Source organism: Streptomyces filipinensis (genome assembly GCF_014649495.1).
GTDB classification, from domain to species: Bacteria; Actinomycetota; Actinomycetes; order Streptomycetales; family Streptomycetaceae; genus Streptomyces; species Streptomyces filipinensis.
On the sequence record NZ_BMTD01000008.1, the window covers coordinates 59,970 to 81,821 of the forward strand.

Sequence of the window (21,852 nt, forward strand, 5' to 3'; positions counted from 1 at the left end):
TCTGGCTGATTCACGCTCTCGTACGGCGAGTTCGCGATGGCAGGCGGACTCCCGCCGCTTCGGAAAGTGGATGCGGCGGGAGTCCCGAGCGGGTCGGCCATGGGAAGCGGTCAGGCCCGGACAGCGGGTCGGACATGGAACTGGTTCGCGGGGACCGGAAGCCCGTAGTGCTCGCGCAGGGTCGTGCCCTCGTACTCCTCGCGGAACAGCCCCTTGCCACGCAGGATCGGCAGCACATGCTCGACGAAGGCCGCCAGACCCGACGGCAGGGCGGGCGCCATGATGTTGAACCCATCCGCGGCACCGCCCTCGAACCAGGCGATGATCGTGTCCGCGACCTGCTCGGGCGTGCCGATGAACTCGAAGTGGCCGCGCCCTCCGCCGAGTCGGGAGATGATCTGCCGCACCGTCAGCCGCTCGCGCACCGCGAGCTCGATGATGAGGTCGGAACGGCTCTGTGAGCCCTCCAGCTTGGGCCTGGCGAGGATGAACTCCGGGAGCGGCTGGTCGAGTTCGAAGACCGACGGCTCTGTCTCGAACACCGCCGCCAGCTGGCGCAGCCCGTACTCCGGGACGCGCAGCTCGTCGAACTGCCGTGCAAGCGCCCGTGCCTCCGCCTCGGTCGACCCGATGTACGGGACGATGCCCGGAAGGACGATCACGCCGTCCGGATCGCGCCCCGCAGCTATGGTCCGCGCCTTGATGTCCGCGTAGAAGGCGGCCGCGCGCTCGTACGTCGTGTGCGCCGTGAAGATCGCCTCGGCGTGGCGGGCCGCGAAGGCCTTGCCGTCCTCGGAGGAGCCGGCCTGGACGAGCAGCGGGTATCCCTGCGGCGGGCGCTCGACGTTGAGCGGGCCGGCCACCTTGAAGTACCGGCCCTCGTGGCCGAGCCGGTGCAGCCGCGCGGGGTCGGCGTAGCGTCCGGCGGCCCGGTCGGCGAGGACGGCCTCGGACTCCCAGCTGTCCCACAGCGCCTTGGCGACCTCCAGGAACTCGTCGGCGCGTGCGTAGCGTTCGGCGTGACCGGGGCGGTCGTCGAGGCCGAAGTTGGCCGCCTCGTCGGCCCCTGCCGAGGTCACGATGTTCCAGCCGGCGCGGCCACCGCTGACGTGGTCCACGGAGGCGAGCCGGCGGGCGAGGTTGTAGGGCTCGTTGTAGGTCGACGACACGGTGGCGATGAGGCCGATCCGGCTGGTCGCCTGGGACAGCGCGGTCAGCAGGGTCAGCGGTTCGAGCTGGCCCGGCGGGCGGAACTCACCGGTGCCGATGAGTGCCGGGCCGTCCGCGAGGAACAGGGAGTCGAACTTGGCGCTCTCGGCGAGCTGTGCCAACTCGATCCAGTGCCGCAGGTCGAAGTCGGCCCGGGGGTTGCTGTGCGGGAGCCGCCACGCCGCCTCGTGGTGCCCCGCCTCCATGAGGAAGGCGTTGAGGTGGAGCCGCCGCCGTCCCACGCTCATGAGGTGACCTTCAGCTTGGAGCTGTCGTAGCCGGCCGGGAGGAGGTTGTCGGTGATCGGCTTGACGTCGACCTTCTTGGTGATCTGCCCCGCGTCCAGGAAGGCGTCGGCGAGCTTCTGCTCCAGGTCGATGTCCGACTGCTCCACCGGGGTCACCCGGTTCGAGTAGGCGGCCAGGGAGGCCTGGGCATCGGACAGCGGGATGCCCTGCTCCTTCGAGAGCGCCTGCGCGTACTGGTCGGGGTTCTTGACCGCCCAGGCGAACTCGCGCGAGAGCCTCTCCAGGACGTCCGTGAGAGCCGCGCGCTTGGTCTTGTCCTTCAGCGACCTGTCACTGGCGACGTAGTAGCTGCTCGTCTGGTCGATCGGCGGGAGCCCCTTCACCAGGATCCTCGCGCCGTTCTTGACCGCGATCGCGGACTGGGGGTTCCAGATCGACCAGGCGTCCACCTTGCCGGTGTTGAACGCCGTCGCGCCGGCCGCCGGATCGAGGAAGGTCAGCTTCACGTCCTTCGGGGTGAGACCGACGCTCTTCAGCGCGTTCAGGGCCAGGCCGTGGGCCGAACTGCCCTGCGGAACAGCGATCTTCTTGCCTTTGAGGTCGGCGGCCGTCTTCAGCTTCGAGCCCTTCGGCACGATGATGTTCTCCGCCGCCTGGTCAGGCCTGAGCGAGCGGTTGACGGCGACGACCTTGAACCCGTACTCCTTCGCGGCGCCGGTGATCGGTGGCACGTCGCCGACGCTGCCGAGGTCGATGTCACCCGAGGCCGCGGCCTGCACGAGCGGCGGGCCGTAGGTGAACCGGGCGAACTTCACCTTGTACGGTGCGTTGTCGAACACACCGGTCAGCTTCGCAAGGGCTTGGCTGCCGTCCCCGCCGTTGTCGCCGATGGTGAAGGTGTACGTGCTCCACTCGGGGTGCTTGGCATCGCTCGCGTCGACGGCGTTGCTCAGCGGCGCGGCGCTGTTCGAAGACGACGATCCGCAGGCGACGAGGGTGCCCGCGAGGGCGAGCGAGCCGAGGGCGCCGATGAGTCTGGTGGTTCTCTTTCGCATGGTTGTCGTGCTTTCTGTGCTGGGTGAGGGTGTGTCGGGGAGGTCAGTGCTGTTCGGAGAGCTCAGTGCTGGCCGGCGAGGCCGAGGTCTTCCAGGAGTCGTGCGCGGAGTTCCTCGCGTGCGACGCTCGACTCGCGGTCCGCGGCGGAGAGGCTCACCTCGTGCGAGCTGCCGATGCGGCCGTTGCCCATGACGACGACGCGGTCCGCCAGGGCGATCGCCTCGTCGACGTCATGGGTGACGAGCAGCATGGCCGCGTGGTGCTTGCTGCGCAGCGCGCGTACGAGGTCGTGCATGCGCAGCCGGGTGATGGCGTCGAGGGCCGCGAACGGCTCGTCGAGCAGCACGAGTTCGGGCTCCGAGACCAGCGCCCGCGCGAGCGACACCCGCTGGGCCTCGCCGCCGGAGAGCTCCTTGGGCCAGGCCTTCTCGCGGCCCGAGAGACCCACCTCGGCGAGCACGTCGCGGGCCCGCTGGTCAGCGTCGGGTCCGTGCAGGCCGAGCGTGACGTTACGCAGGACCCGCTGCCAGGGCAGCAGCCGGTCGGCCTGGAAGACGATCGCACGCCGTGCCGGGACCTCCACGCGCCCTCCGTCGGGCCGGTCAAGGCCGGCGAGCAGCCGCAGCAGGGTGCTCTTGCCGCAGCCCGAGGGGCCGAGCAGGATCACCAGCTCCTCGTCGGCGATGCTGAGGTCGAGGTCGTCGAGCACCACCCGGTCACCGAACCGGCGGACCACCTGCTCGACGACGACCCCGGTCTGCCTGCGCAGCTCGGTCGTCACGACGCTGCTCATGACGCCTCATAACTGGGTCGCCACCGCAGCAGCACCCGCTCAAGAGCCCGGACGAACTGGTCGGCGAGCAGACCGAGGAGCGAGTAGATCACCAGCCCCACGAAGACCTGGTTGGTCTGGAGATACGTCTGCCCTTGAGTGATGAGGAAGCCAAGTCCCTGGTCGGCGTTGACCGTTTCGGCCGCGACGAGGCCCAGGACGCTGTACGCGAGGGAGAACCGGAGGCCGACCAGGAACCCCGGCAGGGCTGCGGGCACCAGCACGCGCGTCACCAGACGCCAGGTGCCCGCGCCCGTCGTGCGGGCCATCTCGATCAGCCGCTGGTCGACGCCCCGGATCGCGGCGAACAGGTTCAGATACATCGGCACGCCGGCTCCGAAGGAGATCAGCAGCACCTTCGTGAGTTCGTCGATGCCGAACCACACGATCATCAGCGGCAGCACCGCAAGCAGGGGGATGGTGTTGAGCACCTGCACGACGCCGTTGAACAGGTACTCACCGCTGCGCAGCAGCCCGCCGAGCACGCCGGCGACGATGCCCACCGTCAGGCCGATCGCCAGACCGAGGCCGGCCCGCTGCAGCGAGATCGCCAAGTCGGGCCCGAGGACGCCCTGTTGCCACAGATCGACGGCGGACTTCACGATCGACGTCGGCGCCGGAGCGTAGGTCTTCGACACCACCCCGGCCCGGGCGAGCACCTCCCACGCGACGAGGATCACGACCGGAGTCGTGTAGATGCCCAGGGGCCAGCGCAGACGCTCGCGGAGGATGCTGAGCGGCGTCCGCCGGCGGGCGTAGCGCGGCAGGAACACCTGGCGTTCCCGCTCCTCTCCTGCGACCGTCACCCGGTCGAGGGGGCGCGGGTGGTCGTCACAGCCGTGTTCGCGCGTGACCGTCGAGGGGTCGGGTGGCGCCGTGAGGTCGACGCCCTCGACGACCGCGCCGATGCGGCCGGTGAGTTGACGGATGGAGACGGGCATGAGGGGCCCTCCCGGGCAGACGGGCGCACCAGGGGTGCTGGGGATCGGGGGATCTGGGGATCGGGGATCCGGGTTAGGGAATCGGGGATCTGCGTGAAGGGGCTGGCTCTGCGCAGGACCGGGCGACCACACGCGGAAGGCCGGGCCGGCCGGGCCGGAGAGAAGAACGCGTGGCCGCAGGACCGCTACAGACGCGTTCTCGGCGACCGCGTCGGCGTGTGCGAACAGGCTCCCGGCTCACAAGGGCAGAGAGAAGACAACGCCCTCAGGAGGTGGATACGACGATCCCGCGGTGAGGCATCGCAGAGCGGGCGGCTTCACACCGCCTCAGCCCGGCGCGCGCCGACCGCGCACACCGGCTGCCGCCGGGGACCACTTACCGGGTCAGCGACAACAAAACGCGCTGGAGACGTGCGCCAGGTCGATGTGGCGCCGCCGGGTCAGGTCCACGCGCGGGTTCATGGGACGGGAGTTCAGCAGACGCCCACCACGTCGGTCAATGCTTTCCCGGGCCGGTCTTGCATCGCGGACACGGAGAACCCGCCCGTCGGGACGCGTCCCTTTGGCGGAGACGGCGGTGGTCGGGCTATACGTTCCGTCGGCCCCGGGCGCCGAGTTGTTCCGGCAGGGATCGCTCGTGATGCCTCGTCCGAGACCTTCCAAGGCCATTTACGCAGGACATGCCAAGGGGCCAGGGGCCTCGCACCGACTTCGCGATACGCGGCTCCCGGGCCCTCACCCCGTCAGGCCCCCGCCTCCGCCGTCGCCCACCTCACACCCGACACGCCGCACGAGACAGCGTCGGCCACGGCGCGGACCTGGGGGGCTACGCGGGCCGGCTGGACCGGTTCGGGAGGGCCCACGACACCGACGGCCGCGACCACGGCGCCACGGCCGTCGCGCACGGGGACGGCGAATCCGCCCCGCCCTGGCGTGCAGGGGGAGGCGGGTGCCGGAGGATGAACGCGGCGGAGCGACGAGAGGCCGTGCTGCGGGCGGCGGTGGCCGAGTTCGCGCGGCAGGGCTACCACGGCACCTCCACTGAGGCGATCGCCCGGCGCGTGGGCGTCTCGCAGCCGTACCCGTTCCGGCTGTACCACGCGTTCGGCGAGGCGATCCGGGCCGGCTGGACCCGGCTGTGGGAGACCGTGCACGCGCCCCTGAGGGCTGACGTCGACGAGACGTCGGCCTTCCTGGCCCGGGGAATGCTCCTCAACGCCCTGACCGTCATGGGGTTCCCGCCCGAGCACCGGGTGTGGCAGTGGATCGCGTCGACCGACGCCATGGCACAGTGCGCGTGGCCGACCCGGCCGAGGGCAGAGCCCACTCGCACATGCGCCCCGCCGAAACCGTCTCCTGGGGCGGAGCCAAGCGCAAGCGTCTCTTCATCACCGCGCAAACCAGCCTCTACCGGGTGGTCCGCTGTCGACTTCGAGACGCCGAACACCCGAGCGACCAGGGGCGCCCCGTCGCCGCCGTCAGAATGGGCGGATCTCGCCTTCGCCGCTGTGTACGACGACAGGGCGGCCGGCATAGCGCTCGGCGATCGTCTGCGCCGTCGGCCGGTCCCGGTCCAGGGAGACGACCACCACGCCATGGCCGTCCTCCTCACCGACACCGACGGCGACCACCCCGCCGCGACCGAGCCACTCGCGGCTGATCTCCGTCTTGAGGGCGTCCAGATCCTCCGGCACGTCCTTCCCTCCCCTTCATTCAGGACGGCGGACAGGTGCTGTCAGGCGTTGGCGGGGTCGCTCGGTGTCTACGAGCCACCGCCGTGCCCACCGTGTCCCGGGCCACCGTGACCGGGCCCGCCCCCGCCCGGATGCGGGCCGGGACCTGTCACCGGACCCGACGTGAGGATCGACACGTCGAGCGCGGTGATCACGTCGTCGATCGGGTTGGCGAAGGTCGTCGTGGTACCGCCCGCGAAGAGCAGTCCCACTGCTTTCCCCGTCACACGGTCCATGATGAGAGAGCCCGAGTCGCCAGCAGCGCTGAAGGGATGCCCGCCATCGCCCGTGATGGCGATCTGGCCGGTGAAGGTGAACGTCCCGGTCTCGTAGGCAACGGCGGTGTCCGTGTTGACGCTTGTAACGGTACCGGTGGTGAAACCGGTGGTGCGCCCGGACTTCTCGACCGCCTCGTGCAGCACGGCCGTGGCAGTTCCGGTGGGCGGACCCGCCACCAGGTCGGCGACTGCCGCGACGATCTTCGGATCGAGTTGAGCGATGGCACAGTCGACCGTGTTGCTGTCCGGCTTGAGCGGGATGAAGCGAGTCAGCTTCGCCACTTCGTCGTTCGCCGGGTCGCCGCCGTCCAACAGTCCGGGCTGGTAGATCGGAGCGCCCACGGGCAGGCGGCTCTCGTCCGCGAGGACATGGTTGTTGCTCAGGATGAAATAGCCGGCGTGGTTGCTCACGATGGCGCCGAGCGTGCCCGCCATCACCACCTGACCCTCTGGATCCTCGTAGCCGACACTGCTTCCCGGGTGCAGCGGCCGGTAGCGAAGCTTGGGGTCCGGCCCGAGCGCGACGATCGTTCCGACCTGTTCTACGTCGACGTCCAGCCCGTCGAGGCTCGTGGGCAGTTGGTGCTCCTCCGGCACGTGGTCGAGCGGGAACTTGTGCCGTACGAACACCTTGACGGCGAGCAGTCCCGTGCGTCGTCCGGCCACGATCTTCTCGCCGATGCCTACACCGACCACGTTCTGGACCGGCTGCGTGGTGGCGGGCTGCCGGAGGACCTGCGCACGCGTCTCGGAGGACGGCCTCAGGAAACTCTCCGAAAGTTGAGACTTGGCCAGATCGGCGTCCCTGGCCACAGCGGATTGCGTGTACGAACTCAAACGGACCGGCATGGCGCGCTCCAGAGTAACGGTATCCGGGAAGGGGTGGACATGGACAATTTAGCCGTATTGCCACTGTCTTATGCCAATTTCATGTCATATGGGTGAATTCGCGCCCTTCGCGGCAGGCCCTGCCGGAAACCCGCCGAAGCGGTTCCGCGTCTCGGTCGGCTGTCCAGGAAATGACCACGCGGACCGGCCCCAACAGGGCCTGACCGGACTCCAGGCATGGACGCCGGTCCGACCGGTCCGAGGGCGACCGGATACAGTGCGCGAGACGGCAGCCCGGCCAGGGAGGGGAAGCGTGACCGACACCAGCAGCACCCGGCCCGCCGAGGGAGAGGCGCAAGCACCGCGGCGGAGCCGGCTGCACCGCCTGATGCGCTACATCCCCCTGATCGCCCCCGTCCTGCTGTGGGCCGTGCCCTGCTGGGTTCTCCTGCACACCGGCCAGCACTGGCCGCTGCCCGTCACGCTGGCCGGCACCACCCTGTTCGCCCTCGGCCTCATCGGTATGCCCCTCGCGATGGTGCGCGGCCACGGCCGGCGCCAGCAGGACCGGGCGGCGATCATCGGTGACACCCTGCTGGGCACCAGCTGGGTCCTGTTCACCTGGTCCGTTCTGCTCGGCGTCTTCCTGCGGCTCGCCCTGACCGTGGCCGGCGTCGGCGAGAGTCAGGACCGGGCCCGAACCGTCACCTGGGCCGTCCTCGGCATAACCGCCGTCCTGCTCGCCTGGGGGTACACCGAGGCCCGCCGCGTGCCACGCGTGCGCCGCCTCGACGTACGACTCCCGCGACTGGGCGCGGGGCTGGACGGCACCCGCGTCGTCCTCATCACCGACACCCACTACGGCCCACTCGACCGCGCTCGCTGGTCGGCACGGGTGTGCGAGACGGTGAACACCCTGGAAGCCGACCTGGTCTGCCACACCGGCGACATCGCGGACGGTACGGCCGCACGCCGCCGCGCCCAGGCCGCCCCGCTCGGAACCGTGCGGGCCACCCGGGCCCGTGTGTACGTCACCGGCAACCACGAGTACTACAGCGAGGCCCAGGGCTGGGTCGACCTCATGGACGAGCTGGGCTGGCAGCCGCTACGCAACCGCCATCTGCTGCTCGAACGCGGAGGCGACACCCTCGTGGTCGCCGGCGTGGACGACGTCACCGCCGAGTCCTCGGGCCTGGAAGGGCACCGCGCCCACCTCGCCGGAGCCCTGGACGGCGCCGACCCCGACCTCCCCGTCCTGCTCCTGGCGCACCAGCCCAAGTTCGTCGACCGGGCGGCAGCCGCCGGCATCGACCTCCAGCTCTCCGGTCATACCCACGGCGGCCAGATCTGGCCCTTCCACCACCTGGTCCGCATCGACCAGCCCGTCGTCGCCGGCCTCAGTCACCACGGAGCCCGCACCCTCCTCTACACCAGCCGTGGCACCGGCTTCTGGGGGCCGCCGTTCCGCGTCTTCGCCCCCAGCGAGATCACCCTGCTCGTGCTCCGCTCCCCGCACCTGCCGACCTCGCCGTAGCAGCGGGCGGGCCGACACACCCGCTTGAAGTTTCCATGAGCCGAGGGGTCACGAGCCGGCACCGCGGGGCCAGGACATGGGTTGTTGCGCCATGTGCGGCCTTGAGGCCCGTACGGAACCAGCACGGGCAGTGCGCCGTGTCGCGTCACGACCGCCCGCGCCGACCCAGCACAGCTCTCCACGGAAAACGGCGGCTCAGGCGGGTTCCGGGGCGCGGCGGGCTTCGCCGAAGTCCCAGAGGCAGACCACCGACCGGTCCCCGCCCGAACACCTCACCCGGACGTTGACGTCGGAGAAGAACTCCGTCAGATGTGGACGGCCGTGCGCCCACCGCCGCGCGAACCACCCGCCGAGATCGTCACAGAGCAGCAGCTCCGCCACCGGAGCGGTGCACACGGCCACGAGATCGATCGGGCGTGTCTCGAACCGTGCCCAGCGCAACTCGTCCGCGTCGGTGGGAAGCCGTGCCTCGGGCACTCCGGTGAAGACCGTCTCCCACACGCCGTTCCGGAGCCGCAGGACGCACGTGTCGCCGAGACCGAACGCCACGTGCCGGCGTCGCTGCCGATCACCGAGCTCGGACAGCAGTGCCGTGAACGCGACCTCGGCCTCGGCGTCGGTCTCCGGCACGGCGGCGTCGGCACCGATGCTCGTGGCACCCCCCTCGCTGCGTGCCACGAAACCGACGGAGCGCCCGACACCCCGCACGGCGGCGCGCAGCAGACCGGCCAGCTCACCGTCTTCGGCCTCGTCCCGGGCCGCGGCGTACCCGGCCGGAAGCGTGGCGGTGCGCGGATCCGGATCGCCGCCGCGATCGAGCACGCTGCCGAGACGCTCGCCGTAGCGACCCACTTGCGCGGCCAGGCTGCGGCAGGCCCGCTGCGCGGCCGACTGCGACCACAGGCCACGCGGCGCTCCGGCCGCCACCACGCTCAGCAGAGTCGGGGTGGGAATCTCCGTCACCAGCCCCAACAGGACGGCGTCCCGCCGGTGTTCGCCGTCCTCGCGCTGCCGTGGCCCCCGCACGGAGGCGGCCCGCACGATCAGGGGACCCAGGTCGGCACCGTCGACAGTGCTGTCGGCCGCACAGTCACGGCCGAGGGGCAGTTGGTGCGGCACGGCCGGCGACTGCGGTGGCGCGCCCGGCGGTTCCTGCACCTGGTCACTGCCGCGGGGCGCGAACCGAGCCGGAGCCTGCGCCGACGCCTCGGCGAGCCGGGCCGCCACACCGGCCTCCACCCGCGCCTCCAGCACGGCGGCCACCCGCGCTTCCACAGCGGCTTCCACCCTCGCCTCAAGGGCAGCCGCCAGCCGTCCGTCCACCTCGGCCGCTATCCGTGCCTCGATGCTGCCCCGCAGCTCGGTGAGCTGGAAGTGCAGGTGCTGGTTGGCCGCGAGGGCCTGGTCCCGTTCCGCACGCATGCCGGTGAGCTGCGTTTCGTGCTGCCTCCGGGTCCGGTCCGCCTCGGGCGCGAGCAGTCCCTGATACGGGTCTACCGGTGTCGCGACACTGCGGCGGCGCGACGCGCGGCGCAGCGCGAGGCCCAGCACCCCGCAGAGAACGACGGACGCCAGCAACAGCAGGTACAGCACGTCCAGGGCGAGCGGGTCAGTCTCCACGCGGCCCAGCTCCTTCCGCGGCCGACCGCCGCACGGTTCGCTCCGCGAGTGCGGAGACGGCGAAGGCTTCGAGGCAGTCCCACAGTTCGCGTGCGTCGCGCTCCTGGTCAGTGCCGGCCGCCGCGGCTTCCGTGTCCACCGGTTCTCCCCGGCGGGCCGTCAGATCGAGGCAGCCGAGCCGGATGTCGCGGCACGCGGCCCGCACCCGCCGCACGGTGAGCTCCGGGACATGGCTCGGTGCCTCCTCGATCAGCGGCCGCAGTACGTCGTCGCACAGCGCCGTCAGCCCCGAGGCCGCGCAGTCCGCCTCCGCCTGCCGCACGGCGTACCCGGGCCGCCGCGCCGGCCCGTCCAGCAGCCACACCGCCCGTCCGGCCTCGGACAGGGCCAGCGCCCGTACGGGCAGCCCTGCGGCCGCGGGCCCGAGGGTCCGTCCGCCACGGTGCCGCAGCCAGCTTTCCAGATCAGCCATGCCGTCGGGTCCGCGCAGCCCCGCCACCGTCGCGACGAGCACCACGGCCGGCGGGTGGGGTGCACGCCGAACACGGTCCAGCAGCCGGCCGAGCACGGTGACGGCCGGCGAGGGCGCCATGTCCCCGCCCAGCTCGGCCGCCGGAAGGACGGCCAGGACCAGGTGTGCGGCGTGCAGCAGCTCCAAGGCCGCCCGGCGCAGTGCCCACCCGCTCTCGGGGCCGGTCCGGTCCGCGGAGGCGACGGGAAGGTCGACGACCTCCAGGTGCGGGATGTCGCGCCCGGGCTCGGAGGCTGCCGGCCTCCCGGGACCGCTCCCGGGAGCCGGCCAGGGCAGGCAGGCGGCGCGCATCCGCGCGCGGATCCCGGCCTGTTCGCGGAGCAGTGCCGCCACCGCCGCGTCCAGCGCCGACGACGAAGGAGCGGCGGCGGTGAGGTCATGGCAGCGGCGCAGGGCACGCGCGACCTCGTCGGTGCCCGCCCAACCGGTACCGAAGAAGGGACCGGCAGGCGTCTGGGACCCACGGACACGGAGCCATGCCGCCGTGCGCGGGGCGGCGTGCAGCACCGCCTCCGGCGGCTGTGCCCGGTGGGCCGTCAGCAGGCGGGCGAGCCGGTCGAGCGCCGCCGCCTGACCGGGCGGCAACCACAGCTCGGGCCGGTCGACGGCGCAGTGGACGACGGAGACCGGAAGGAGGTCCGTGGCGAACGGCGGATCGGCGATGCGTACCCCGGTCAGCACCGGGACCAGGCCGGGCACGGTACGAGCCACCACGATCCGCACGGGAATCCGTCGCGCGCCGCCCGGTTCGCCGCCGAGCATCGCCGCGTCGGCGGCACACTGTGGCGACAGCCCCGCGGCACGACCCACCTCGGACGCGCCCAGCACCCCGCACGCCCACACCCACCAGGGGCCGTTGCCCGCGCGGCCCCGGCCCCGGTCCACCGCTCCCACGGCGCGGCCCGTCACGTGTCGGCCGGGTCGGGCCGCCGTACCACCCTGCCGCGGAAGTCGGTCCGCGGCTCGGCCACACCGGTTCGGCACAGAGGTGTGAAGAACACCCACTGCACCAGCCGCTCGTCCGGTTCCCCCGCGCCGCCGAGGTTCAGGCCGGTCTCGGTGCAGTTGTCGAGATCGGTCTTCTGCCACTCCGAGGTCTGGTCGTAGACGACTTCGTGGTCCACCGCACGGGCCAGTGGTTCGAGGATGAGCGACACCTCCTTGCGCCACCGCCACCACCAGCTGCCCGGGGCGGCAGTGGGCCAGTGCAGCAGCCCGCCCAGCACGCCGTCCAGTTGGCGGGCGGCGCCCAGCTGGGTCTTCCCGTCGCGCTTGCTGTGGTGAGCTTGGGCGGCGGAGGCCAGCTGGGTCAGCAGCCTGGTCCGGAAGTTCTTCTGGTTCTTCCCCTCCACGAGCGGGAGGCGACTCGTGCAGGGATAGTTGAGCGGATAGCTGATGGCGTGCAGTTCGGGGTCGAGCCCGGCGAGCCGCAGAATCTGCCCCGCCCGCGCGGCCCACGACAGGCGGAGGTCGTCGGGGCCGAGGGAATCGACGCCGGCCACATCGACCGCCTCGAGAACCTCGGGGGGCGCGGCTGCCGCGGCTTGCCTGAGGGACTCGGCGTCGCTGAGGTCCAGGGGCACGGTGACCGCCTGGGGGATGCCGCCGCACCCGTCGGGCGCGGCGGGGCCCTGGGGGGCGGGCAGGGCGGGCACGATGACGTCCGGGTCCTCCCAGCCGGGCGGCGGTCCGCCGACGTACTCCTGCGCGGCCTGGGCCGCCTTCTCCTGCCAGATCCGGCGGTCGGCGTCCGGCAGCCGGAGCAGGGCCATGTGCAGCGCCGTCCAGACCGCCGCGGCCTGCTGATGATCCGCCGCCTGCGGACGGCCCTTGGGCCGGGCGTGCCGCCATCCGCTGAGATGCCTGGTGTGTTCATCGCCGAGCTCCGCACACAACTCGCTCAGACGCTCCGCAAACCGGGCTACGGGGTCGGCTCCGGACCCCGTGTCGTGTCCGGGTTCGGCCAGGGCACCTGCTGAGGCCTCGGTCGTCACCGGCTCACCCGTCACCGTCCCGGCCGCCGCCTGTCCCGCCCTGATGGCGAAGCCCAGGGCGAGGGTCGCCTCCATGACGCGCGTGATCGTCTCTGCCGCGTCCTCCTCGTAGGGGTGGAGAGGATCCACGGTCTTCAGTTCCCTGTGGCACGCGTGAAGGGCGTGCAGCACCGTCGTCCGGCTCGCCGACGGCTCCGACTCCAGGACGTCGGCCACGGCCTTCGCGAAGGCGTTCCAGTGCGCCACGGCGGCGGACGGCCCTGCGGGCGGATCGGCTGACGCGGCGGTGATCTCCCCCATCAGTGCCTCCCGGTCGAGGGGTCCCAGTACTCGTTGAACTCCGTCAGACCGCTGCTCATGGGCCGGCGCAGTACCCGGCCGGGGCGCTGCTCCACCTCCCGCAGGGTCTCGGCGGGCAGATGCGGGACGGCGCCGCGATGGACCCGCAGCCGTCCGTGGGCGTCCAGGCTGGCCCAGTGGTCGGCCAGGCCCGGGGCGGGGAGCCGACCGAGATCCTCCGGTTCGCCCGTCCCCTCGCGTACCAGATAGAAGTGGTACGCCCCGTGCACGGGTGGTGCGTCGAGGACCGCCGCCCGGCCGGGCACCGGCTGCTGTTCCGAGTCGGTGGAGTCGTGGAAGAACTCGTTCAGATACGTCTCCTCGGAGCCGGGCGCCGGGAACACCTCCACCAGGTCCGGCTTGCCCGTGTGCGGTTCCCCCAGCGACACGCAGATGCTGCCCGGCAGGGAGAACGTGTGCAGCCCGGCGTCGAAGGACAAGCCCTGCCGGGCGCCGTCCAGCTCCAGGGGCTGGCCGTTCACCAGCAGATGGGGCAGGCCCCGGCACAGCAGGATGTAAGGGAACAGCTCCTGATCCATCTCCAGCTGGTAGTTGACCCCGGTGCCGTCCTTCCTGCGCCACACCTCGTGCAGTGGCTCGGGCAGCGACTCCGCACCGGCGGACAGCACCAGGTTGAAGCTGCCCCACTGGATGTGGTCCTTCGAGGACGTGGCCCGGTGCAGCATCACCACCTCCGTCAGCGGCTTCCAACCGGTACGGACCCCGCGGCGGCCACGCGCGTCGAGCTCGGCGAACGGCGTCCCCGCCCGCAGCACGGTGAGCACCCTGGCCTCGCCCGCCGCGACGGTACCGAAATCGCCGGGCAGGCTGGAGAAGAGCCCCCGCGTCTGGATGTCCAGCTCGCTCAGGCGGATCACCGGGTCGGTGGCGGACAACCGGTTCCTCATCGCCAGCTGGCCCGCGAGCGCCTGCGTGGAATGCGCCCAGGCGGCGCCGATCGACGTCGCCTGTTTGGCGACGGAACCCTTCTCGACGGACAGCGCGGTGGGGTTCCAGCCGAGTCGCACCTGGGAACCGGCGTCGGCGTGGGTGAGAACGCCGACCACGGTCTGCCCCACCTGCTCCAGGGCGCTGCTCCGCCCGGAGAGCACCACTTGGTCGAGGACGGGTACGGGCTGCGGTTGCAGGCCCTTGGCGATCCGCTTGGCGTTGTCCTCATGGATCCGGGTGAAGACCGTGCGGACGAGATCCGCGCCCATCTCCGCGGCCCGCCGGAGCACCGGTTCGATCAGCGTACGGAACTCGGCCGGGTCGAGAGCGACCTCCTTCGCGGTGCCGAGCCGGTGGGAGCCGGAGTTGAGGATTTCTATGACGTGCACCTCCTCGATGGTGGCGTCCGGTGACACGCCGTCGTCCTCCCCCGCACCCAGACTGCGCTTCCTCGACTCGGCAAGCCGCCACAGCAGATCGAACCGGCCCCTTCGGCGGGTGCGCTCCTCCTCGTCCTGGACGCCGTCCCAGCGGGTCGGCAGGAAGTGGTCGAGGTCCCGCCGCACGTCCGGGGCGACGATCGTCCTGAGCATCTCGGAGGCCTGCTCGGCGACCCGGGTGGAGAGCCTGCGCTCCTCGCGGTCGCCGGATGCCCCCGAGCCCGTGGCGGAGGGTGCCGGGTCGGACCTCAGCTGGTCCACCAGGCATGCCTTGATCCAGTAGAAGACCTGGAGCGTCAGCAGATCCCCGCCCAGCTGCCCGTGCCCGGTGGAGCCGAGGAGCTGCGGTTCGAGCCGGTAGTCGCGGCCGGAGACGAACTCCTGTTCCTGCGTCAGGGACGGCGTGGTGTCCACCAGGGCGAGCCGCAGCAGGGCGATGTCGGTCGTACAGCCGCCGATGTCGATGGCCAGCAGGATGCGGTGCCAGGTCGGCGGGTCGTCACTGACATGACGCGACTGCGCGCGCAGGGCCTCCAGCCCGAGGTTCTGGTTGTCGGAGAGCTCCCGCATGACGAAGAACAGACAGGCGGCCAGCCCCTCGTCGTAGTCCATGACCACCTGGGGGATGCCGAGGCCGGAGCGTACGAGCTTCTCCAGGCGCTGTTTGATCTCCGGGAGGATGGTCGTGGGGTAGGTGATCACGGCGGTGCGTACGGTGGGGCGTTCATGGCCCGGCTGGCGGTGCATGAGATCCTCGGCCCGTTCCACCAGTCGCAGATACAGGTGCTGGGCGAGGTGGACGGCGCTCATGTCGGAGCCGTTGACGGCCGGCGGCTGCTGCTGGAGCACGGCCCGCTTGATCCCGGTGATCATGGCGGCGGGGGGCTCGCCCAGGGAGCCGGGCAGTTCGAAGCGCCGGTCCCCGGGCAGTGTGGCGTCGAGACCCGGCAGCGACCCGGGTGGAAGTCCGCCGTCGCTCTGCGACGCCCGCTCGATCAGCGCGCTCGCCGGTGCCCTGGTCCGCTGGCCGTTGATGTCGGGGTAGTCCACGGGCCGCAGCTTGTGCCGGTCGAGCGCCGGGGTGTTCATGACGCGGGCGTAGCCCTCGAAGAGGCGGGGCACCAGCCAGTCCCGCAGCGCCGGCCGGCCGTCCTGGTGCAGGCTCTGCTCCACCTTCACCATCAGCGCGTCGACGACGTCTGCGTCGTCGAGCCGGGACAGGGCCTGCCGCCCCGTGATCCGCAGCCCGCCCCGGCGGCCCAGCACCAGCTCTCCCGCGGTGATCGACTCCACGGCCTTGCGCCACTCGGGAGGGGCGTCCGCGGGCGGGCTCAGGAGTTCACCCAGCAGCTGGGCCAAGGCCGTCGTCTGGCCGGGGTCCACCTGCCGTTGGGTGATGGCGCCGAGGTCCCACAGCGTCGCGGTCGACGCGGTGGAACCGAGGTCGACCGCGACGAACTGCTGGAGGTTGTCCCCGGTGGGCTGCGGCGGACGCAGCCTGAGGAACTCGTCCTCGTCGTCGGACACGAGTCCGGGTCCCTCACCGAAGCCATCTCGGGACGCAGGAGGCGGCTGCTCACCGAGCGGGGCGAACTCCAGGGCGACGCTGGCGGACGCGGTGTCGGCGCCGACCGATCCCGTGTACTCGAGAGACCAGTGGACGTCGACGCGCACGTCGGTGGGGTGGCCGGAGCCGAAGACGTCGGCCGTGCGCGGATCGCCGTACACCAGACTCACCGGCAGCCGGGAGTCCAGGGAGAGGATGCGGGGCCCGTCGACGCTCGCGGCGGTGTAGTCCTGGGGCACCCAGATGGTTTCCAGGGCGTGGGCCAGCTGTGCCGGTATGAGCACGCCGGGCTCGGCACGCACGTCGACACGCGGCGGCAGATGGACGGTGACATAGCCGGGGCTGCCGGGCTCGCGCTCCACCAGCACCTCCGGCAGCGGGAAGCCCCACTGGCCGGCGTAGACGCGGAAGTGCCGGCGGCCGAGCGCGACGACCCCGCCAGGGGCCGAAGCTTCGGCAGGGATCCCGGCCGGATCGGGGACGCGGAAGGTGATCTCGAGTGCGCTCATGGTCAGTCGACGCTCCAGGTGCTGATGAGGCGGTCGATGGGCTGCTCGTCGTGAGGGGGCTGGGTGCCGTCATCACGGTCGTCCGGCGAGACGCCGCTCGGCCCGTGGAACAGGGACGGGCTGCCGTGGCCGTCGTCCGGCGGCTCCTGCCGGGGCGGCACGATGTCGCTTTCGTCGAGCAGCGCCGCCGACGCCAGGTCGTACAGCGGAACGAGCTTGTCGGTGACCGCGCCGAGCAGTTCGTCCAGGAGGTCGGTGACGGTCCGGGCCGCGGCGACAGCCGTGTGCTGGCGCAGTTCGACGATCCGCAGGGGGTGCCGTTCCCGCTCCTCGATGTGCTCCTCCAGGTCCCGCATCAGGTGGTGCCAGGCCAAGGCGTGGTGCGGCCGGGCCGGGAAGTGACCCTCCAGCTCCGCCTTGTCCCACTTCCGGTGGTCCAGCGCGGGCATGATCCTCTCGATGGCCTTCTCGGGGTTGAGGCAGGTCCACAGATCACCCAGCTGGCGTCGGGCCTTCGCCGTGCCGCCGCGGCGCCGGGAGTACAGCTCGATCAGCAGCGGGCTCGTCCCCGGGTCCGCGAACCACTCGCGCAGCGGTGCGAACTCCTGTTGCCAGTGCGCGGCCCAGTCCTGGCACCACTCCCGCAGCGCCTCCCGGCCGTTGCTCCCCCACTCTTCGACGGTGTGCTGGAAATGCTCGATGAAGGCATCGGAGGAGTCCTCCGCCGGATCCTCGTCCCCCGCGGCCCCGTCGGCACCCGTCGCGTCACCGAAGCCCGGATAGTCGATACGCATGCCGGACTCGGACGTGGCCGGCCCGCTCTTGGTGACCAGGTGCTGTGGGTCCCGGTCGGCCCGTTCCAGCAGGTGGTGCCACTCTTTCCACTGGAAAACGGCCCGGTGCACGGCAGCCGCCGTCTCCGCGAGACCTGGTGGCGCGGCCGGCCTCGTGGCGCCCTCGCCGTCGCCGTGCGTCGGCACCTCGAAGCCGCCCCCGTCGAGCCGGTCGGGGCGCCGAAGCGCGTGCAGCGCCGGGCGTACCCGTATGTCCAGCAGAAAGCGCAGCTCGGCGAAGGTCTCCGCGATCTCGCGGTATGCGGCGTTCCCGCCCGCCGCGGCGCGGTACACCTGGCGGCGCAGCGTGAGCAGCGCGGCGTCCAGCTTCCGCCGTGAACGTTCTGCGCGCTCCAGCTTCTGGCCGACGCCGTTCCTGCGTACGTGGTCCTCGATCGCGTGGCGGAGGTGGTCGATCCCGCCGTCGTTGTCGTATGCCCGCAGGCGCGGCGTCCACGGGTTGCCGGGGTCGGTGCTCTCCAGACGGGCCGCGATCGGTTCCCACGGGCGTTCTCCGGGCGGGGGCAGCTTTGCCATGGCGGCGCGTACCCGCTCGCGGGTCTCCTCGGAGAGAAGGGTGTACGACAGCTCGTAGGCACGGATCGCGGGTACCGCCGAGGTCACCACGATGCCGTCCTGACGTCCCCGGACGAACTTGCTGCCGTAGACGTGGATTCCGTTGAGTTCGTCGGCGTGCCGCAGCAGATCGGGGACGGTCAGAGCGGTGCCGGGGAGGGCCGCGAGAGACGGAAGATGCGTCCGGTCGAAGACGTTGGCGGCGACCAGCGCCGCCTGCCCCAGGGCATCGGCACTGCGGCCGTCCTCCAGCAGCATGTCCCAGAACTCCGAGGCGCCCTTGGACTCGGGGCGGGAGGACAGCACGACCAGCAGGATCGTGTGCACGTCGACCAGGGCGCGCCGGCTCAGGGACTTGTCCCTGCCGTACGAGCCGGCGGCGCCGATGCCGGGGAAGTCGAGCAGTTGGACAGGGTGTTCGGCCAGCAGACCGCCGAGGGCCCAGTGGTCCGGCGAGACGGTGACCTTCTGCACCACGCGCTCGATCAGCGGGAAGCTGCGGCTGAGCGCGTCCTTGTCGCTCTCGATGTTCTCGCTGTTGAACGGCTGCAGGTTGAATTTGGGCGGCGTCTTGGGCGTGACCTTGGCAGGGGGCAGTTTCAGTGCCTCGTTCACGATCTTCCGGGCGACGAGGGCCCGGTGACCCAGCACGCTGTACTGGCCACGCTGGCTGAGCAGGGCGTCCCGGATGCGGCACAGCTCGACCACGGTGTCCCGGTGGGCGTCGTCGATGAGCTCGGGCGGTACCGGGGGCGGGGAGGCGCCGGCGGGCGTCGGCCACAGGCAGGGGTACCAGCTGTCGAACGGCGCCCAGCCGCGCGGGTCGGTCACCGGGTCGTATCCCGCGAGCGCGGCACCGGCGCCCAGGGCCGGGTGTCTGCGGTCGAGTGTGGTGATGAGCGTGGAGAGGATGTCCTCGACGCAGCGGCTCAGCTGGGCTTCGCTCAGATAGCGGATCTCGGTGGTGTCGGCTGCCCGCGTGGGGCTGCCGGGCTCGCCCGCGGTCAGAGACAGTACGGTGATGTTGCCGGTGGTGGGGCGTTCCTCGACCGGCAGCAGGTCGGGACAGCCGAGGAGGGTGCCGAGGAGGAGGGACTTGCCGACGCTGTACTCCCCGACGACGCCGATGGTGACGGGTGAGTCGACCCGGTCCAGCATCTCCTGGGCGGTCTCCGCGACGCGCGCGCGGGCCGCGTGGCACTCCGGGGTGTCGGGTATCTCCTGGTCCTGGAGCATGGTCTGGGCGTCTTCGGCGTAACGGCGCAGATCGGCCAGAGCGGTGGGCGAAGCCGCTGGACTGGTGGCGGCTGAGACGGATGTGTGGGACACGGCGACTCCGCGGTGAGTGCGGTGAGTGCGGTGAGCGGGGATCTGAGGACGGGTCGGTTTGTCGGTGAGTTGGTTGCCGGTGAGTCGATCGGCCGGCCGACGAGGGTTCAGTGCAGGAGGAAGAACAACTCGATCTCCGCAGTGCCGGACGGGATGCCCGGGTCGGTGTTGTGGTAGCCGCGAATGATCTCTTTGTGGTACTGCGGGAAGAACTCCGGCGCCGCTGAGGGCAGGAGCCGGGCGACGGCTTCGGCGAAGGCCGTACTGGTCCCGGTGTCGACCGCGCCGCCCGGGAGTCGGCCGGCGTTGCCGAAGACCATCACGAAGGCCGCCCGCTTGCCCCGGAACTTGCGTGTCTGGCGGGCCACTTGCCTGCGGACGCTCGCGGCGGCCCGGGCGGAGCCGCCCATGAACGCCTCGGGGTTCGTGCGTACCGTGATCGACCGGGTGTGGGGGTCGAGCCCGCCACTCGGCGGCGGACTGGCCGGTGCGGAGGTGGAGGGGCCGGGGTGGGTCGGTTCGGAGGGCGACGGTATGCAGCTGGGGCTCGCCGCGGCGCAGGGCGGGCGTGGCTCGGCCCCGTCCGTCGTCTCACCGCCCAGGAGGACGACGACCATGACCAGCAGCAGATCGGCGAAGAGCCACCCTGCCATGTGCACCCCCGTCATCCTCGGCGGCCTCATCCGTCGACCTCCGTGACCGGCTGGGGGGCACGCGGTTCCCGCGGTGGGGAGGGCGCCCGCGCCGCCGGCCCGGTGGAGGAGGTCGCGGGCAGTGCGTCCACGAGAGTCCGCAGGGCGCCGTGCACCTGCTCGACGGTCTCCGACAGCCTGTCACGCGCCTCGTTCTGGGTCTCCCGGTGGGCGAGGGCCGCTTCCCGCATCTCCTCGATGCGGGCGGCCAGTTCGCCCGTGACCGTGCGGACCTCGTCGCGCAGGGAGACGGCCAGGGCCGCCACCGCCAGGTCGTAGGCGTCGCCGATCCGTTCGGCGCCCTCGGTGGCCGCCCTTTCGAGGGCCTCCGGAAGGCCCGTCAGCGTGCCGTGGAGACCGTCCCGCGTGGCGGCGAGGACCTGGGTGGACTCGGCCGTCGAGGCCCGCACGTCGGCGAGGGCCGCTGTCACTTCCCGTACGGCCTGGCGCATCCACTCGGAGGCGCGTTCGCCGGCCGCCCGGTCCCGTTCCTGAGCCTCGGACGCGGCGCGGTCGATCCGTTCGGCGGTCAGCTCCCCGGCGGAACCGATCCGTACGGCGGCCAACTCGCCGGCAGCGCCTATTCGCTCCGCGGTGCGCCGGCCCGCCTTGTCCACGCCCTCCGCCATCGCGGCGCCCGACCTGGCCAGTTCCTCGGTCAGCCGGTGGGTACCGGCCGCGACCTCGTCGGCTGCCCGGGTGGCCGAGCCCGCGGACGTCCGGACGTCCGTGGCGCCGGCCCGCAGCTCGGCGACGGCCGACTCCAGGGCCTTGACGGCCGCCAGGTGGTGCTCCGTGGCCGTGCCGGCCCCGCTCAGCAGGTCATGTGCGCGTTCCTGGACCCGGGCCGCCTCGGACAGCAGAACCCGCAAACCCGAGGCGGCGCCCTGGAGCTCCTCGGCGAAACGCGCGGGGGAGGCCTGCGCGGTGCGCACGGCCAGCGCCTCGACCTGGACGAGTGCCGCGGAGAGGCGGCAGACGAGCCCCTGTCGCTCGGCCTCCTCCGCCGCTTCCCTGAGGCGGCCCAGGACGGTCGTGCCCATCAGCGCCAGCAGGGCGACGACGGTGTAGACGACCATCGTGTCGAAGCGCAGGAAGGGCCAGAGGTGGCCGTCGAAGCCCTGCTGCCACAGGGTCAGGAAGGAGCCGGACGGACCTGTCCCGCCCTGCCCGGTGGCTGCCGGGTCCCGCATCCGCCGGTACGCGTAGGCCGCTGCTCCGAGCCCCGCCCAGGTGACCAGCAGGGGGGCGAAGACGAGCACGGAAGGCAGCGCGGACAGCAGCCGTCGGCCGCGGCCGGCCCCGGCCGAGGGCGGAACGGAGAGGGCGTGGGGCCCGCAGTACGCGGTGACCAGTCCGCCGCCCGCCCACGGGCGCAGTTCGTCCTCGTCGCCCGACTGCACCGCGTCCGCCAGCCGGGTCAGGGCCGTCGCGTGCGCCGCGCAGCGCGGATGGCCGGCCAGGAGACGCAGCTCGGCGGCGAGGCGTTGGGGTTCGTGATGCGTGGGGCCGGGTGTGGCGCTCCCCTCGTGGGCGAGGGCGTCGTGCCTGCGCCGGCGCGCCCGTGATCTCCCCCATGTCTCCAGCCACCCCATGCTGCTCCCCCCGGCCGGGCCTGGAATAGGTCTGAAATATGCCACTGGACAGCGGCGGACAACCAGTCGTATTGCGGAATTGGTTCCGGGGGCTTGCGGTATCCAGTGTGGTGCGCCGGTGTCCGAAGGCCGGGACTCCGTGAGGCAGAAGATTCCGCAGGTGACAGGCATGACAACTACTGCAAGAAATAGACGCGTTCGGTTTCTGAATTGTTT

Annotated in this window: 14 protein-coding genes and 1 pseudogene; 2 read left to right on the forward strand and 13 right to left on the reverse strand. The window is 71.6% G+C overall.

Annotation, left to right across the window (positions count from 1 at the left end; genetic code table 11):
• Nucleotides 1-110: 110 nt before the first annotated feature.
• From IE244_RS19160 to IE244_RS19175, 4 genes are all read right to left on the reverse strand, one after another.
• The gene (locus IE244_RS19160) at nucleotides 111-1,457 is read right to left on the reverse strand and encodes an LLM class flavin-dependent oxidoreductase (RefSeq protein WP_191874767.1); all 1,347 of its coding nucleotides are present in this window, start codon (nucleotides 1,455-1,457) and stop codon (nucleotides 111-113) included.
• The gene (locus IE244_RS19165; RefSeq protein WP_191874768.1) at nucleotides 1,454-2,512 is read right to left on the reverse strand and encodes an ABC transporter substrate-binding protein; all 1,059 of its coding nucleotides are present in this window, start codon (nucleotides 2,510-2,512) and stop codon (nucleotides 1,454-1,456) included. Before IE244_RS19165 ends, IE244_RS19160 begins: the two co-directional genes overlap by 4 nt.
• A gap of 62 nt (nucleotides 2,513-2,574) precedes the next feature.
• Nucleotides 2,575-3,306 (reverse strand): ABC transporter ATP-binding protein, encoded by a 732-nt coding sequence (locus IE244_RS19170; RefSeq protein ID WP_191874769.1) that lies wholly within the window; start codon nucleotides 3,304-3,306, stop codon nucleotides 2,575-2,577.
• Nucleotides 3,303-4,286 (reverse strand): ABC transporter permease, encoded by a 984-nt coding sequence (locus IE244_RS19175; RefSeq protein ID WP_229854214.1) that lies wholly within the window; start codon nucleotides 4,284-4,286, stop codon nucleotides 3,303-3,305. Before IE244_RS19175 ends, IE244_RS19170 begins: the two co-directional genes overlap by 4 nt.
• A gap of 959 nt (nucleotides 4,287-5,245) precedes the next feature.
• Between IE244_RS19175 and IE244_RS19180 the strand changes: the two are divergent.
• A pseudogene (locus IE244_RS19180) lies at nucleotides 5,246-5,548 on the forward strand (TetR/AcrR family transcriptional regulator); the annotation flags it as partial.
• Nucleotides 5,549-5,764: 216 nt separating this feature from the next.
• Here the strand turns inward: IE244_RS19180 and IE244_RS19185 are convergent.
• Entirely contained in the window at nucleotides 5,765-5,980 is a 216-nt protein-coding gene (locus tag IE244_RS19185) for a hypothetical protein (protein ID WP_031160903.1), read from the reverse strand.
• A 68-nt stretch (nucleotides 5,981-6,048) separates the two neighbouring features.
• Nucleotides 6,049-7,110 carry a hypothetical protein gene (locus IE244_RS19190; RefSeq protein WP_229854215.1) on the reverse strand — a complete coding sequence of 354 codons (1,062 nt, stop codon included), beginning with the start codon at nucleotides 7,108-7,110 and terminating at the stop codon, nucleotides 6,049-6,051.
• 328 nt (nucleotides 7,111-7,438) lie between these two features.
• Between IE244_RS19190 and IE244_RS19195 the strand changes: the two genes are divergently transcribed.
• On the forward strand, nucleotides 7,439-8,659 hold the full coding sequence (locus tag IE244_RS19195; protein WP_191874771.1) for a metallophosphoesterase: 1,221 nt from the start codon (nucleotides 7,439-7,441) through the stop codon (nucleotides 8,657-8,659).
• A gap of 195 nt (nucleotides 8,660-8,854) precedes the next feature.
• On the opposite strand, the gene IE244_RS19200 is transcribed toward IE244_RS19195, so the two are convergent.
• The 7 genes from IE244_RS19200 to IE244_RS19230 all read right to left on the reverse strand — a co-directional run bounded on the left by IE244_RS19200 (nucleotide 8,855) and on the right by IE244_RS19230 (nucleotide 21,636).
• Nucleotides 8,855-10,279: a hypothetical protein gene (locus IE244_RS19200; protein ID WP_191874772.1), complete on the reverse strand. Its 1,425-nt coding sequence runs from the start codon at nucleotides 10,277-10,279 to the stop codon at nucleotides 8,855-8,857.
• Nucleotides 10,269-11,720, reverse strand: a complete 1,452-nt coding sequence (locus tag IE244_RS19205) for a hypothetical protein (protein WP_191874773.1) — start codon at nucleotides 11,718-11,720, stop codon at nucleotides 10,269-10,271. Before IE244_RS19205 ends, IE244_RS19200 begins: the two co-directional genes overlap by 11 nt.
• Entirely contained in the window at nucleotides 11,717-13,105 is a 1,389-nt protein-coding gene (locus IE244_RS19210) for a hypothetical protein (RefSeq protein WP_191874774.1), read from the reverse strand. The genes IE244_RS19205 and IE244_RS19210 overlap by 4 nt, the downstream gene beginning before the upstream one ends.
• Complete coding sequence (locus IE244_RS19215; protein ID WP_191874775.1) at nucleotides 13,105-16,611, reverse strand: acetate and sugar kinases/Hsc70/actin family protein; 3,507 nt, start codon at nucleotides 16,609-16,611, stop codon at nucleotides 13,105-13,107. The genes IE244_RS19210 and IE244_RS19215 overlap by 1 nt, the downstream gene beginning before the upstream one ends.
• A gap of 2 nt (nucleotides 16,612-16,613) precedes the next feature.
• Nucleotides 16,614-19,349, reverse strand: coding sequence for a GTPase domain-containing protein (locus tag IE244_RS19220; protein WP_191874776.1), 2,736 nt, complete (start codon nucleotides 19,347-19,349; stop codon nucleotides 16,614-16,616).
• Nucleotides 19,350-19,456: 107 nt separating this feature from the next.
• A complete protein-coding gene (locus IE244_RS19225) occupies nucleotides 19,457-20,002 on the reverse strand; it encodes a hypothetical protein (RefSeq protein ID WP_191874777.1) in 546 nt (181 codons plus the stop codon).
• Between the two features lie 26 nt (nucleotides 20,003-20,028).
• Nucleotides 20,029-21,636 (reverse strand): coiled-coil domain-containing protein, encoded by a 1,608-nt coding sequence (locus IE244_RS19230; protein WP_191874778.1) that lies wholly within the window; start codon nucleotides 21,634-21,636, stop codon nucleotides 20,029-20,031.
• Nucleotides 21,637-21,852 lie beyond the last annotated feature (216 nt).